This window comes from Nonomuraea gerenzanensis (assembly GCF_020215645.1).
In the GTDB taxonomy this organism is placed as follows: Bacteria; Actinomycetota; Actinomycetes; order Streptosporangiales; family Streptosporangiaceae; genus Nonomuraea; species Nonomuraea gerenzanensis.
Map to the genome: position 1 here is coordinate 8,863,723 of NZ_CP084058.1, position 14,740 is coordinate 8,878,462.

12 protein-coding genes are annotated in these 14,740 nt (G+C 71.0%); 7 read left to right on the forward strand and 5 right to left on the reverse strand.

What is annotated here, in order from left to right:
- Positions 1-2 precede the first annotated feature (2 nt).
- The 3 genes from LCN96_RS41225 to LCN96_RS41235 form a co-directional block, all read right to left on the reverse strand.
- Entirely contained in the window at positions 3-995 is a 993-nt protein-coding gene (locus LCN96_RS41225) for a LacI family DNA-binding transcriptional regulator (protein WP_225267837.1), read from the reverse strand.
- Between the two features lie 150 nt (positions 996-1,145).
- Positions 1,146-2,288: a hypothetical protein gene (locus tag LCN96_RS41230; protein ID WP_225267838.1), complete on the reverse strand. Its 1,143-nt coding sequence runs from the start codon at positions 2,286-2,288 to the stop codon at positions 1,146-1,148.
- Positions 2,289-2,502: 214 nt separating this feature from the next.
- Entirely contained in the window at positions 2,503-3,894 is a 1,392-nt protein-coding gene (locus LCN96_RS41235) for an LCP family protein (protein WP_225267839.1), read from the reverse strand.
- Positions 3,895-4,247: 353 nt separating this feature from the next.
- Between LCN96_RS41235 and LCN96_RS41240 the strand changes: the two genes are divergently transcribed.
- From LCN96_RS41240 to LCN96_RS41255, 4 genes are all read left to right on the forward strand, one after another.
- A complete protein-coding gene (locus tag LCN96_RS41240) occupies positions 4,248-4,985 on the forward strand; it encodes a hypothetical protein (protein WP_225267840.1) in 738 nt (245 codons plus the stop codon).
- A 61-nt stretch (positions 4,986-5,046) separates the two neighbouring features.
- Positions 5,047-6,210, forward strand: a complete 1,164-nt coding sequence (locus LCN96_RS41245; RefSeq protein ID WP_225276166.1) for a thiolase family protein — start codon at positions 5,047-5,049, stop codon at positions 6,208-6,210.
- On the forward strand, positions 6,207-8,294 hold the full coding sequence (locus LCN96_RS41250) for a 3-hydroxyacyl-CoA dehydrogenase NAD-binding domain-containing protein (protein WP_225267841.1): 2,088 nt from the start codon (positions 6,207-6,209) through the stop codon (positions 8,292-8,294). The genes LCN96_RS41245 and LCN96_RS41250 overlap by 4 nt, the downstream gene beginning before the upstream one ends.
- A gap of 97 nt (positions 8,295-8,391) precedes the next feature.
- Entirely contained in the window at positions 8,392-8,775 is a 384-nt protein-coding gene (locus tag LCN96_RS41255; protein ID WP_225267842.1) for an SSI family serine proteinase inhibitor, read from the forward strand.
- 9 nt (positions 8,776-8,784) lie between these two features.
- Here LCN96_RS41255 and LCN96_RS41260 read toward each other — a convergent pair whose 3' ends face one another.
- Positions 8,785-10,257, reverse strand: coding sequence for an amino acid permease (locus LCN96_RS41260; RefSeq protein WP_311132053.1), 1,473 nt, complete (start codon positions 10,255-10,257; stop codon positions 8,785-8,787).
- 102 nt (positions 10,258-10,359) lie between these two features.
- Here LCN96_RS41260 and LCN96_RS41265 point away from each other — a divergent pair, with 102 nt between their 5' ends.
- On the forward strand, positions 10,360-10,995 hold the full coding sequence (locus LCN96_RS41265) for a DedA family protein (RefSeq protein ID WP_225267843.1): 636 nt from the start codon (positions 10,360-10,362) through the stop codon (positions 10,993-10,995).
- Here the strand turns inward: LCN96_RS41265 and dxs are convergent.
- Positions 10,943-12,823 carry a 1-deoxy-D-xylulose-5-phosphate synthase gene (gene dxs, locus LCN96_RS41270; protein WP_225276168.1) on the reverse strand — a complete coding sequence of 627 codons (1,881 nt, stop codon included), beginning with the start codon at positions 12,821-12,823 and terminating at the stop codon, positions 10,943-10,945. The two genes, LCN96_RS41265 and dxs, sit on opposite strands and share 53 nt — an antisense overlap.
- 133 nt (positions 12,824-12,956) lie before the next feature.
- Here dxs and LCN96_RS41275 point away from each other — a divergent pair, with 133 nt between their 5' ends.
- Together LCN96_RS41275 and LCN96_RS41280 are read left to right on the forward strand one after the other, a co-directional pair.
- The gene (locus tag LCN96_RS41275; RefSeq protein WP_225267844.1) at positions 12,957-13,844 is read left to right on the forward strand and encodes a neutral zinc metallopeptidase; all 888 of its coding nucleotides are present in this window, start codon (positions 12,957-12,959) and stop codon (positions 13,842-13,844) included.
- A 54-nt stretch (positions 13,845-13,898) separates the two neighbouring features.
- The gene (locus LCN96_RS41280) at positions 13,899-14,708 is read left to right on the forward strand and encodes a neutral zinc metallopeptidase (protein ID WP_225267845.1); all 810 of its coding nucleotides are present in this window, start codon (positions 13,899-13,901) and stop codon (positions 14,706-14,708) included.
- Positions 14,709-14,740 lie beyond the last annotated feature (32 nt).

The window sequence follows — 14,740 nt, forward strand, 5'->3', positions numbered from 1 at the left end:
CGTCAAGCCATCCTCCGTACGCTCTCCCGCAGCACGACCTCGCCGGCCACCTGCTCGACCACGACCGGGTCGTCCTCGTTCAGCGCCAGCTCCAGCGCCCGCGCCCCCATGTCCTTCAGCGGCAGCCGGACGGTCGTCAGCGCGGGGACATGATCACGCAGGGTGACGATGTCGTCGAAACCGGCCACCGAGACGTCCTCGGGCACCCGGACCCCGCGCTCGCGGTAGGCCGCCAGGGCGCCCACCGCCATCACGTCGTTGACGGCGAACACGCAGGTGGCCTCCCCGACCTGCTGGGCGGCGGTGTAGCCGCCGTCGCGGTCGAACGGGCCGTGGATCACCTGCGGGGCGGGCAACCCCAGCTCGTCGAGCGCCCCGGCGAAGCCGGCGCACCGGTCGGCGGCCGTCACCAGGTGCGGCGGGCCCGCCAGGATCGCGAACCGCGTGTGGCCCAGCTCCGCCAGCGCCCTGGCCAGCTCGGCGGCGCCCTCCCTGTTGGCGGGCGCGACGGTGTCCACGCCGAGGAGGTCCTGCCCGACGCAGGCCGCCCGGCCGCCGCCCGCCTGGTAGCGGGCCAGCTCCTCGCGCAGCCGCCTGGTGACGCCCTGGTCGGCGACGCGCGAGCCGACCAGCAGCACGGCGCGCACGCGCTGGGCGTGCAGCGTGGCCAGGTAGGCGATCTCCTGCTCGGGGTCGCGATGGGTGGTGCCCACCATGACCAGCAGCCCCTCGGTGGCCGCCGCCCGCATGGCCCCGTCGGCCAGGGCCGCGAAGTAGGGGTCGGTGAGGTCGTGCACCACGATGCCGATGACGTTGCTCGCCCCGCGCGCCAGCGTCTGCGCGGCGATGTTGGCCCGGTAGCCGAGCTCGTCCGCGGCGCGCTCGACACGCGCCCGCAGGGCCGCGCCCACCTGGCGGGTGCTGCCGTTCAGCACCCGCGAGGCGGTCGCGAGCGAGACGCCCGCCTGCTTGGCGACGTCTTCAAGCGTGACCACGAGACCTCCCGGAAAGCGGTTTCCAAGTCTGCCAGACCGGCACCTGGATCCGCATCCTGCCACGCCCGCGGCCGTGGCGACAGAACGCCCCGCCCCGGCGACGGTGGGCGACCCGCCGCCGGGCGGGGCGTGCCCGCCGATCCTGCGGGATCAGGCCCAGGGGAACAGGATGTCCAGCAGGCCCTTGCGCTCCTCCTGCGTCGGCGTGGGCGCCGGCGCCTGGGTCTGGGCGGGGGGCTGGGTGGTCGTCGAGTTCCCCGAGTCGCCCGTGTCGTCCTGCTTGTTCGTCGAGGACGACGAGGAGGAGTCGTCGCCGCCGCCGTCCTGCCCGCGCGAGTCCGCGGTGTCGTTCATCGTGTCCTGCGGCTCGCCGGTGGCCTTGCGGGTCGGCTCGGTGGTGGCCTTCTGCCGCGTGGGAGTCGGGCGCGGCTCGGCCTCGCGCGTGGGCCGGGCCCGCTCCTGCGTCGGCGTCGGGATTGCGGACTCGGGCTCGGACGGCTCGTCGGTGACCGAATCCGTCGGCTCGGGCGTCTCCACCGGCTCCTCGACCGGCGCCTCCTCCGGAGCGGCGGACTCCGACGGCGAGGTCACCTCGCCCGCGCTGGCGCACTGCACGCCGGCGCACGGGTCGTCGGAGGAGGTGCCGGTGAGCATCCAGCCGGCGCCCACGCCGACCAGCACCACCGCGACGGCGGCCACCAGCAGCACCCTGGTACGGCGGCGCACCTCCCCCTCGCCTCCGGATGAGCGCCCGTCGTAGGAGTCACCCGAGTCGTCGGTCCAGCCCGAGCCGAGGAAGCCGCGCTTGGGGCGCTCCTCGTCCAGGTCGTCGCCGTGCCCCGACTCGTAGCTGCGGTCCAGCGGGAGGTAGGGGTTGTCGTCGTCGTCGTCCGCCACCCGGTGCGGCCCGCTGTGCTCGGCCAATTCGTCGTACGGCGAGCCGGCGCGCACCTCGTGCGGCCCGCTCGGCTCGTCGTAGTACGTGTCGGCGCGCAGGTCGTGCGGCCCGCTCGCGCCGGCCGGGTCGTAGCCCCCCAGCACGTCGTGGGGGCCGCTCTGGCCGCCGAGGTCGTAGGCGGCGGGGGCGGCGCCGAGCACGTCGCGCGGGTCGCCGGCCAACACGTCGTGCGGCGGGGCGGGGTCGGCGAGCACGTCGCGCGGGGTCTCACCGATCAGCTGCGGCTCGCCGGTCAGCGCGCCCCTGTCGGGCGGCAGGATGTAGGTCTCGTTGCCGACGACCTGGATGGCGGGCTGCTCGTCAGTGTCGTCGGTGCTCCACCGTGGAGAGAGCACGTCACCCGTCATCTCCGGGTTTAACGACTTACCCTGCCCGTCCTCGTATGGCCTGTCGTTCTCGTCGCGCGCCACGGTGGAACCTCTCTTGTACGAATAGTAACCGCGCCCCTTCCTACCACTACTTGTCCGGAAATTTCACTTGTTTCCCTAAAATCACTCTGAGTAACAATCGCCCCAGAGCGTCACCAGCCGAGCACGGAGCCGAGCGGCGTCACTTGCACGGGTCCGTGTTGCTGTCCACGACCTTGTCCTTGAGCGCGTCCGGGATCGCCGACTGGACCCGGACCCCCGGCCAGTCCTTGCCGATGACGAGCTGGATGACCGGCCCGGTGGCCGGCTGGGCGGGCGGGCTCTTCAGCTCGTACGGCTGCGAGGCGACCGCCTTGACCTTGCCCTGCACGGGCGTGCGCTTGTCCTTCGACAGCCGGGCGGCCACCGCGTCCCCGTAGGCGGGGCCGTCCGTGGCGTCCTTCTTGGCGTACCTGATCGTGGTGGTGTCGGCTGGCGCGGCGTTGCCCACCTGCGTGACCACGAAGCCCTGCGCGGCCAGCGCGTCCGCCACCTGAAGGGCCTTGCCCTGCTCGCCGGTGGCGTTGAGCACCTGCAGGCGCACCTGCTCGTGCTCGATCTTCGGCGCGCTCGTCCTGGCGGCCGACGCGGTGGGCTTGATGTCGGTGTCGTTGCGCACGGCCTCGAAGAAGTCGCGCGCCGCCGGCTGGGCGAACTGCACCCTGGCCGTGTTCTCCGGGTACGGCTCGGTGGGCACCGTGATGCCCTTGAGCTCCTTGGCGGTCAGCCCGCTGACGCTCCTGGCGATCTCCAGCATGCGGTCCAGGCCGAGGCCGTCGTCCACGGTGACGGCCTGGGTGGCGGCCTGGAGGAAGGCGTTCAGCTTGCCGGGGTCGGTGAGCAGGCCGCCGTCGGTGACCTTCTTCATCACCTGGGTGAGGAAGATCTGCTGGCGCTCGATCCGGCTGAGGTCGCTGCCGTCGCCCAGGGAGTACCTGGTCCGTACGTAGCCCAGCGCCTGCTCCCCGTTGACCGTGTGCCTGCCGGCGCCGAGCACGAACTTGGCCTCTTTGTCGTTGACGGCCTTGGGCAGGCAGATCTCGATGCCGCCGAGCGCGTCGATGATGCCCTTGAAGCCGGTGAAGTCGACCTTCACGAAGTGGTCGATCTTGATGTTGGTCAGCGACTCGAGGGTCTTGATCGTGCAGTTGATGCCGCCGTCGTTGAAGGCGGAGTTGACCTGGCGCAGCCCGGCGGCCAGCACGGCCCCGTTCCTGCCCTTGCACTCGGGGATCTGCACCATCGAGTCGCGCGGGAAGCTGATCATCGTGGCGCCGTCGCGGTTGGGCGCGATGTGCAGGAGCATGATCGTGTCGGTGCGCTCGCCCGCCCCCACGGTCGTGGCGCCGTACTTCTTGTTGTCGCCCTCGCGGGAGTCGGAGCCGACGAGCAGCACGTTGAGCGCGCCGGTGTCGGGCGGGCGGGTGGTGCCCGGGTCGATGGGCTCGCGCGGGATGCGGTCGTCGAGGTAGCGGTAGTAGCCGTACGCGCCGAGCGCGACGGCCACCAGCACCAGCGTCAGCGCGACACTCACCCAGCCCAGCGGCGTCAGCGGGTTGCGCGACGGCGTGGAGCGGCGTGTGCGTCCGGACTGTTTCGGGGCCCGCGACGGGGCCCGCATCGGGGGCCCGGGATGCGGCATCGGGACGGCACGCCGCCCCGGACCGCCCTCACTCCGCCGTTCTCTCACGCGGTCCACCCCCTGCGCCATGATCGCGAAGCATAGCCACAAACCGGTATTCGCAAGATAAGTACCGTCATCTCGGCTTGTTCGCCTGTTCATCATGAGCGAGACGATGGCCCTGCGGATAGTCCCTTCTCACCCCGAGCGAGGGCTCCATCCAATGCACCCGAATGCGGGGCGACACCACGCAGGGTGACGCCATCATGACGGTCATGCTGTTGACCGAGATGGCCCCTCCACCGGGCGCCCAGGAGGTGGCCGGGCTGCGGGCCACGGCCAGGGCGGCCCGGCGCGGCGCACTCGTGGCGCTCACCGCCTCGATCGCGCTGCTGACCACCGTGCAGTTACTCGCCGACCGGGCCGCGACCAGAGAGCAGACGCTGCCGCTGGCCGTGCTGTCCCTGGCGCTCTTCGTCGCCGCCCTGCCGGTGATGGCGATCACCCAGTACGTCTGGGGCACCCGCGCCCGCCTGGTCCGGCGCAGGGAGCGGGAGCTGTACGCCGCGCCCCGCTCCGGCAGGCTGCGCCCGCTGACCCGGCTGGCGGTGGCCGCCTGCTGGACGGTGACGCTCCTGCTCGGCTGGACCGTTCCGCGCCTGTTCCGCGACGCCGCGCTGCCTGCCTTCGCCGACGCCCTGAGCTGGGCCGCCGAGGCGCTGTCGGTGGTCAGCGTCGCGGCGGGGGTGTTGTTCCTGCTGTGGTGGGCACGGGACGCGGCGGGGATGCTGGCGCGTGCCCTGCGCTCGGGCGGATCACCTGGCGATCCCTGGGACCCGGGCGCCGGCACGCGGCCCGGCGCGGGCGCGGCGCTCTGGACGGGCGCGGCCGTGGCGGTCGTGGCCCTGCTCGGAGCCCGCGCCCATCTGTGGGAGCCGGCGACGGGCGTCGTCTACGCGTTGCTCACCGCCGCCCTCGTCTGCGGGGTAGTTACTGACGAGTAGCATGGGCACGGAACCCCTTTCAGCAACGAGGAGCGAATCCGTGCCTTCCTCTCGTGACGTCGTGTTCGTCGACGGCGTACGCACGCCTTTCGGCAGGTCAGGGCCGAAGGGCCTGTACGCGGAGACCCGCGCGGACGACCTGGTCGTCCGCGTCATCCGCGAGCTCATCAGGCGCAACCCCGGCCTGCCGCCCGAGCGCGTGGACGAGGTGGCCATCGCCGCGACCACGCAGATCGGCGACCAGGGCCTGACCATCGGCCGCTCGGCCGCCGTGCTGGCCGGGCTGCCCAAGACCGTGCCGGGCTACGCCATCGACCGGATGTGCGCGGGCGCGATGACCGCGGTCACCACGGTCGCGGGCGGCATCGCGTTCGGCGCGTACGACGTCGCCATCGCCGGCGGCGTCGAGCACATGGGCCGACACCCGATGGGCGAGGGCGTCGACCCCAACCCGCGCTTCCTGTCGGAGAAGCTGGTCGACCCGAGTGCGCTGGTCATGGGCATGACGGCGGAGAACCTGCACGACCGCTACCCGACGATCAGCAAGGAGCGCGCCGACGCGTACGCGGTGCTCTCGCAGGAGAAGGCCGCCAAGGCGTACGCCGACGGCAAGATCCAGCCCGACCTGGTGCCGACCGCGATCAGGACGGCCGAGAAGGGCTGGGGCCTGGCCGTGGAGGACGAGGCGCCCAGGCCGGGCACCACGCTGGAGGGGCTGAGCGGGCTCAAGACGCCGTTCCGCCCGCACGGCCACGTCACGGCGGGCAACTCCTCCGGCATCAACGACGGCGCCACCGGCTGCGTCGTGGCGGCCGGAGAGGTCGCCGAGGAGCTGGGGCTGGCGCCGAAGATGCGCCTGGTGTCGTACGCCTTCGCGGGCGTGGACCCCGAGGTCATGGGCGTCGGGCCGATCCCGTCCACCGAGCGGGCGCTGCGCCTGGCCGGGCTGGACAGCTCCGACATCGGGCTGTTCGAGATCAACGAGGCGTTCGCCGTCCAGGTGCTGGCGTTCCTGGAGCACTTCGGCATCGCCGACGACGACCCCCGCGTCAACCCCTACGGCGGCGCCATCGCCTACGGGCACCCGCTCGCCTCCTCGGGCGTGCGGCTGATGACGCAGCTCGCCCGGCAGTTCGGCGAGCGTCCCGACGTGCGTTACGGCATCACCACGATGTGCGTCGGCATGGGCATGGGCGGCACCGTGATCTGGGAGAACCTGGCATGAGCAACATCGACACCTGGCGGGCGCTGCTGAGCGAGCGCAACTCGGACGAGGTCGTCACCAAGGCGCTGGTGCGCGACGTGCAGCTGCCCTACGGGGCCGGCACGATGGCGCTGATCACGCTGGACAACGGCTTCGACCACACCAAGCCCAACACGTTCGGCCCGCACGGCCTGTTCGCGCTGAACGGCGCGCTGTCGGAGATCGCCCAGCGCACCGACCTGGCCGCGGTGGGCGTGACCGGCAAGCCGTTCATCTTCGCCGTCGGCGCCGATCTCAAGGGCGCGGCCGCCGTGACCTCGCGCGAGGAGGCGCTGGCCATCGGCGCGCTCGGCCACCACGTCTTCCGCCGGCTGGGCGAGCTGCCGATCCCGTCGTTCGCGTTCGTCAACGGCGCGGCCATGGGCGGCGGGCTGGAGATCGCGCTGCACTGCACCTACCGGACGATCTCGTCGGGCGTGCCCGCGGTGGCGCTGCCGGAGTGCTTCCTCGGCCTGGTGCCGGGCTGGGGCGGCACGCAGCTCCTGCCCCGCCTGATCGGCCCGGCGAACGCGGTCAAGCTCGTCATCGACAACCCGCTGTCCAACAACCGCATGATCAAGGGCAGCGACGCGTACGAGCTGGGCGTCGCCGACGCGCTGTTCGAGCCCGCCGACTTCCTGGAGGAGTCGCTGCGCTGGGCCGCCCGCGTCGTCAACGGCGAGGTCGCCGTCGAGCGGAAGGAGCACGACGGCTGGGACAAGGCCGTCGCCGACGCGCGGTTCCTGGTGGACATGAAGCTGCGCGGCGCCGCGCCGGCGCCGTACCGGGCGCTGGACCTGATCGCCATGGCCGAGAACGCCGGCCGCGACGAGGGTTTCGCGGCCGAGGACGAGGCGCTGGCCGACCTGCTCATGGGCGACGAGCTGCGGGCCGGGCTCTACTCCTTCGACCTGGTGCAGCGCCGCGCCAAGCGGCCCGCGGGCGCGCCGGACAAGTCGCTGGCCCGCAAGGTCACCAAGGTCGGCGTGGTGGGCGCGGGGCTGATGGCCTCGCAGATGGCGCTGCTGTTCGCGCGCCGCCTGGAGGTGCCGGTCGTGCTGACCGACCTCGACCAGGCCAGGCTGGACAAGGGCGTCGGGTACGTGCACGCCGAGGTGGACAAGCTGCTCGCCAAGGGCCGCGTCTCGCAGGACCAGGCCAACCGGCTCAAGGCGCTGGTGAGCGGCTCGCTGACCAAGGACGCCTTCGCCGACGCCGACTTCGTGATCGAGGCCGTGTTCGAGGACATGGCGGTCAAGAAGCAGGTGTTCGCCGAGGTCGAGGCCGTGGTGTCGGCCGAGTGCGTGCTGGCCACGAACACCTCCTCGCTGTCGCTGACCGAGATGGGCTCGGGCCTGGCGCGGCCGGAGCGGCTGGTCGGGTTCCACTTCTTCAACCCGGTCGCGGTCATGCCGCTGCTGGAGATCATCAGGGGCGCCGCGACCGACGACGCCACGCTGGCCACGGCGTTCGCGGTGGGCAAGTCGCTGAAGAAGTCGTCGGTGCTGGTCAAGGACGCGCCCGCGTTCGTGGTCAACCGGCTGCTGACCTGCTTCATGGGCGAGGTCGTGGCGGCCGTGGACGAGGGCACGCCGCTGGAGACGGCCGAGCACGCGCTCGACGGGCTCGGGCTGCCGATGACGCCGTTCGCGCTGCTGCAGCTCGTCGGCCCGGCGGTCGGCCTGCACGTGGCCGAGACGCTGCACGAGGCGTTCCCCGACCGCTTCGGCGTCTCGGCGAACATGGCGAAGCTGGTCGAGTCGGGCAAGCCCGGCGTCTACCGGCCGGACTTCACGCTCGACCCGGAAGCGGTGGCCCTGTTCGCCGGCGGCGACTCCCCCTCCACCGCCGAGCAGGTGCGCGAGCGCGTGCTGGCGGCGCTGGCCGGGGAGATCCGGATCATGCTGGACGAGGGCGTCGTGGCCGCGCCGCAGGACATCGACCTGTGCATGATCCTGGGCGCCGGCTGGCCGTTCCACCTGGGCGGTATCACGCCGTACCTGGACAGGGCGGGCATCGCGCAGCCGCGCTTCCTGCCGCCGGGCGTGGCGTCCGTGCCCGCCTGACTTTGCGCAGTCTTTGAGGAGGTCCTGACCGGACCTCCTCACCTGCGCCCGCACTCCGTCGTAGCCTTTGGTGCCGTCCTACGAACGGAGAGTAACCATGATCAAGGCAGCCGGCGCACTCGCGCTCTGCGGCGCCCTGCTGGCGGGCGGGCCCTCATTCGCGCAGGCCGCACCGCCTCCCAAGGCGAAGCTCAAGATCGTTGACGGGATGAAGGGCGGGCCCGTGAAGTCCGTCTGGCTCCACTGCTCGCCCGTCGGCGGCACCCACCCCAACGCGCAGGCCGCCTGCCGCATGCTGAAGCAGGTCAAGGGCGATCCGTCCCGGTTCAAGGTCGACCCCAGGACCTCCTGCACCCAGGAGATCAAGCCGCACGCGGTCGCCATCGCGGGCACCTGGTACGGCAGGAAGGTGCACTGGGCGAAGTTCTTCGCCAACGCCTGCCAGATGCGGGCGATGACCGGCGTGGTCACCGCTCTCTGACCCGGGCGTTCAGCGGCGGGCCTTCTGCCTGGAGAAGGCCTGCCTGCTGTTCCAGTAGCCGAAGCCGAAGTAGACGACCAGCCCGATGAGCATCCAGACGACGAAGCGCAGCCACGTCTGCGCCGGCAGGTTGAGCATCAGGTAGAGGCAGGCCAGCACGGACACGATCGGCAGGAACGGCACCAGCGGCGCCTTGAACACCCGCGGCAGGTCGGGCCTGGTCCGGCGCAGGATGATCACCCCGATCGAGACCACCACGAACGCGAACAGCGTGCCGATGTTGACCAGCTCGGCCAGCTCCCCGAACGAGACGAACCCCGCCAGCACCATCGTGACGAGCCCGATGAGCACCGTGAGCCTGGCCGGGGTGCCGTAGTGCCGATCGACCTTCGCCAGCCAGCGCGGCAGCAGCCCGTCGCGGCTCATCGCGAACAGCACCCGGGTCTGGCCCAGCAGCAGCACCAGGACCACGGTCGTCAGGCCCGCGATCGCGCCCACGCTGATGATCGCGGCCAGCCACGACTGGCCCACCGCGATGAAGGCGTCGGACAGCGGGGCCGCCGTGCTCAGCTCGCTGTAGCGCTGCATGCCGACGACGACCAGGGAGACGGCCACGTACAGGACCGTGCAGATGAGCAGCGAGCCGATGATGCCGCGCGGCACGTCCCGCTGGGGGTTGATGGTCTCCTCGGCGGCGGTGGCCACGATGTCGAAGCCGATGAAGGCGAAGAAGACGATCGCCGCCGCGGAGAAGATGCCGATCACGCCGAACGCCACCGGCGTGATGCCGAACAGGAGCTGGATGAGCGGTGCCTGGAGGCCCTCCACGCGGGGTGTGGACACCGGCTCGGGGATGAACGGCGTGTAGTTGGCCCCCTTGATGAAGAACAGGCCCGCCACGATGACCAGCAGCACCACGCCGACCTTGGTGATCACCAGGATCAGGTTGACCCGCGACGACAGCTTGATCCCCGCCACCAGGACCGAGGTGAGAAGCAGCACGATGAGGACGGCGGGCACGTTCACCACCGGATCCTCCCCGGCGATGGCGGCGGGCAGCTCCATGCCGATGGAGGCCAGCAGGGACGCGAAGTACCCCGACCAGCCGACCGCCACCACGGCCGCGGCCAGCGCCAGCTCCAGGAACAGGTCCCAGCCGATGATCCAGGCGGGGAACTCGCCGAGCGTGGCGAAGGAGAAGGTGTAGGCGGAGCCGGCGACCGGGATCGTGGAGGCGAACTCGGCGTAGCACAGCGCCGCGAGCCCGCACACGATGCCCGCCACGACGAACGAGACGGCCACCGCCGGGCCGGCCATCTCCTTGGCCACCTGGCCCGTGAGCACGAAGATCCCGGTACCGACGATCACGCCGATGCCGAAGACCGTCAGGTCCGTGGCCGTCAGCCGTTTGCGGAGCTGGTGCTCGGGCGCCTCGGTGTCGCGGATCGACTGCTCGACGCTCTTCGTGCGAAAGATGTCCACGCTCAGTGCTCCTTCCCAGACCCTGGGTGCTCATGCCCGATCCCGGGTGGGATCGGGGGCTGTCCCGGTGCTGGTCCGCGAACTGGGTAGCAGGCTGAAGCTATGCTCAACGATCTGCTCGACGCCCTGGCCGGGCAAGACCTCGGCGTGGTGCTACCCCTGTTGCTGGTCTTCCTGACGCTGGACGCCTCGGTCGGGATCGGGCTGATCACGCCGGGGGACGGGCTGCTGCTCGTGGCCGGCGCCACGGCCGACAGCCCCGGCGAGGCGCTGGCGCTGATCGGGGCGGGCCTGGTGGCCTGCTTCGCGGGCGCGTCCGGGGGGCACTGGCTGGGCAGGCGCTACGGCTCGCGGCTGCGGCACGGCAGGCTGGGGCGGCGCGTCGGCGAGCGCCGGTGGGCACGCGCGGAGCGACTGTTCGAGCGCAGCGGATGGGCGCTGGCGCTGGCGTACTTCCTGCCGGTGCTGCACGCGCTGACGCCGGCCGTGGCGGGCACGGTGGGCATGCCGTACCGCAGGTTCATGCCGTGGGCGATGCTGGGCAGCGCGGCGTGGGTGAGCACGTACGTGACGCTCGGCGCGCTCGCCGGGCAGGTGGTGCGGCAGCACGCCGAGTGGCTGCTGCCGGTGCTGGCCGCGGCGGTGGTCGTCGTGGTCGGGATCACCGCCGCGGTGCGCAGGGCGGTCAGTGGCGGGCGGGCTCCACGGAGGAGGTCCGCTTCGCGACCGCCTCGGTGATCTGGCGGGCGAGGTCCTGGCCGGTCAGGCCGATCTTGCCGAGGATCGCGGCCCGCTTGGCGTGGTCGAGGAACTCCTGCGGGATGCCGAAGGTGCGGACCGGCACGTCCACGTCGGCGTCGCGCAGCAGCCGGGCCACGGCGTCGCCCACGCCGCCGACGCGGCCGTTGTCCTCCACGACGGCCACCAGCTTGTGCGCGCCGGCGGCCAGCACCAGCGCCTCGTCCAGCGGCTTGACCCAGCGCGGGTCCACGACGGTGGCCGAGATGCCCTGGGCGTCGAGCAGGACGGCGGCCTCCATGCAGACCTGGGCCATCGGGCCCACGCCCACCAGCAGCACGCCGGGATCGCCCTCGGCGGCCCGCAGGAGGTCCATCTCGCCGAGCCTGCCGACCGGCTCGATCGGCTCGGCGACGGGACCCTTGGGGAAGCGCAGCACGGTGGGGCCGTCGGTGACCTCCACGGCCTCGCGCAGCAGCTCGGTGAGGCGGTCGCCGTCGCGCGGCACCGCGATCCGCAGGCCGGGCACGACCTGGAGGATCGACAGGTCCCACATGCCGTTGTGGCTGGCGCCGTCGTCGCCCGTGACGCCCGCCCGGTCGAGCACCACGGTGACCGGCAGGCGGTGCAGGGCGACGTCCATGAGGAGCTGGTCGAAGGCGCGGTTGAGGAAGGTGGCGTAGACGGCCACGACCGGGTGCATGCCGCCCAGCGCGAGCCCGGCGGCGCTGGTCAGCGCGTGCTGCTCGGCGATGCCGACGTCGTAGATGCGCTCGGGGAAGGCCTCGGCGAAGGCGTTGAGGCCGGTCGGGTGGAGCATCGCGGCGGTGATCGCGACCAGGTCCTCGCGCTCCTTGCCGAGCCGGACGAGCTCCTCGCTGAAGACGTTGGTCCAGATGCGGCCCTTGGGCTTCTCCGTGCCGGTGGCCCGGTCGAAGGCGCCGGGCGAGTGGAACTGGTCCTCGTCGTGGTTCTCCGCGGGGCTGTAGCCGCGGCCCTTCTGGGTGAGCGCGTGCACGATGACCGGGCCGCGGAAGTCGCGGGCCTGGCGCAGCGCCGCCTCCATGGCCTGCTCGTCGTGGCCGTCGATGGGGCCGACGTACTTCATGCCGAGGTCCTCGAACATCACCTGCGGCGACAGGACATCCTTGACGCCCTTCTTGAAGCCGTGCAGGGCGTCGTAGAGGACAGGAACGTTTCCGATCTTGTCCTTGACGAAGTCGAGCATGTCCTCGTAGCGGCGGTTGACCCGCAGCGAGGACAGGTGGGAGGCCAGGCCGCCGATCGTCGGCGAGTAGGAGCGCCCGTTGTCGTTGACCACGATCACGACCGGCAGGTCCTTGACGGCGGCGATGTTGTTGAGCGCCTCCCAGGCCATGCCGCCGGTGAGGGCGCCGTCGCCGATGATCGCCACCACCGTGCGGTCGCGCTCGCGGCGCAGCTTGAACGCCTTGGCCAGGCCGTCGGCGTAGGACAGGGCGGTCGAGGCGTGGGAGTTCTCGACGAAGTCGTGCTCGGACTCGGCCTGGCTCGGATAGCCCGACAGGCCGCCCTCCTGCTTGAGCGCCGTGAAGCCGTCGGCCCTGCCGGTGAGGATCTTGTGCACGTACGCCTGGTGGCCGGTGTCCCAGACGACGGGGTCGTGGGGTGAGTCGAAGACCCGGTGAACGGCGATGGTGAGCTCCACCACACCGAGGTTGGGGCCGAGGTGACCGCCGAACCTGGCGCACGAGTCGACGAGCACGTCGCGGATCTCCCCCGCCAGCTGCGGCAACTCCTCGACACTGAGCCGTTTGACGTCCTGCGGTCCCTTGATCGAGCCCAGCAACCCGCTCACGGATGCGTCTCCCCTCTGCTCTTTTGCGCCGATCCCACCGAGTCTAGTTCGCGAAGGCCCCACTGACTCCATCGAGTCAAATGCACCCACATATGTCCGATCTTGACCTAGTCTTTCGGTACCTATGAACTCCGTCCCCAAAAGCAGACTCCTGACCCTCGCGGCGGCCGTGCTGGCGCTCGCGCTGGCGGCGGCCGCGCTGGTGATGGTGCTGGCGGACGTGGCCACGACCTCGACGGGTCCCGTCAACGAGGCCCAGCAGCTCGCCTCCCCGCCCTCGAAGGTCTCCAGCGAGCAGGCGGGCACCGGTCTGCCCTCCAGGAAGCTGGCCGTGGCCAACCCCCTGTACAAGACCGGGCGGCTCACCGACGTGAACTGCTCGCCCGGCGACCTGCCCGCCGGGAGCATGGTGGCCTACCGGCGGTTCCTGACGCGCGTGACCGCCTGCCTGAACAAGGCGTGGGCGGCGCAGTTCCGCAAGGCCAAGATGCCCTTCACCAAGCCGCGGCTGCGCATCATCACCAGCAAGGTCAGGACGCCCTGCGGGGCCTGGAACACGGGCGCGGACGGCGTCTACTGCTCCACCGACCGCACGATGTACCTGATGATCAGCAAGGCGCAGCTGCGCAACCCGTTCCCGCTGGGGATCACCCGGCTGATCGCGCACGAGTACGGCCATCACGTGCAGCAGGTCTCCGGCATCTGGAGTTACTACTGGACGGCGCGCACGTCCGCCGGCAAGGCCAAGCGGCTGCAACTGTCGCGCAATTCGGAGTTGCAGGCCGAGTGTTTCTCCGCGGTCTTCATGAGCACGATGGCGGGCACGCCGCTGGTCACCCCGGGCGACTGGGACTACACGGTGGGCTGGTTCAGGAAGAACGGGGCCAAGGGGTGGCCGCAGAACGACCACGGCAAGGGGCCGACGCAGGCGGCGTGGATGACGCGGGGGTTCAATCGCGGGACTCCCGGCTCATGCAACACGTGGGCGGCAAATCCGCGAAATGTCACCTAATGGCTCTTTAGTCGCGCTTTACCTGGAACTCCCTCTTTAATAGGGTGCCTTCTCATGCGTATCCCTCGATTGGCGCTCATGGCGGGCGCTCTGGCCGGCGTGCTGTTCGCCGGCACGGCCCACGCGGCCACCTCCTCGGCCCCGTCGTACAAGCCGGTCCTGACGAAGAACAAGCTCTACAAGACGGGCAAGCTGGGCGTCACGGCGTGCGAGGAGCCGGAGGTCACGAGCGGGACGGTCGACGAGGCGAAGATCTACTTCGAGGCCGTGATGGAGTGCCTCGACAAGGCGTGGAGCCCCGTGGTGAAGAAGGCCGGCTACCGCTTCAGCCGGCCGAAGCTCACCGTGCTCACCAAGGTGGGCGAGAAGATGGGGCCGTGCGGGCGCTTCCCCGCCGGCGCGCAGGCGGTCTACTGCCCCCAGGTCAGGTCCATCTACTTCCTGCTGAGCGACAACGTCGTCGAGGAGCCGTCGGACCTGGCGCTGATGCAGGTGCTGGCCCATGAGTACGGCCATCACATCCAGCAGCTCACGGGCATCATGAAGGCCGCCGACGTGGCCATTCTCAAGAACAGGAGCGAGTCGCGCGCACTGGAGGCCCTGCGCCGCACCGAGCTGCAGGCACAGTGCCTGAGCGCGTCGTTCGTCGGGCGCGTGTGGAACTCACTCGGCCGCCCCGACACCGACTGGACCATCCTGCTCAAGGGCAGCCACAACCCGGTCGCCTCGCTGGGCGTGCGCAACAGCGGCGATGAGACCCACGCCTCCCAGGCCAGCAACAAGTACTGGCTGGAGCGCGGCTTCAAGGCCCAGTCGGCGGACGTCTGCAACACCTGGACCGCCCCCAGCCGCCGGGTGTACTAAGACAAAATCGCATAAGACCGTCTAAGATCCGC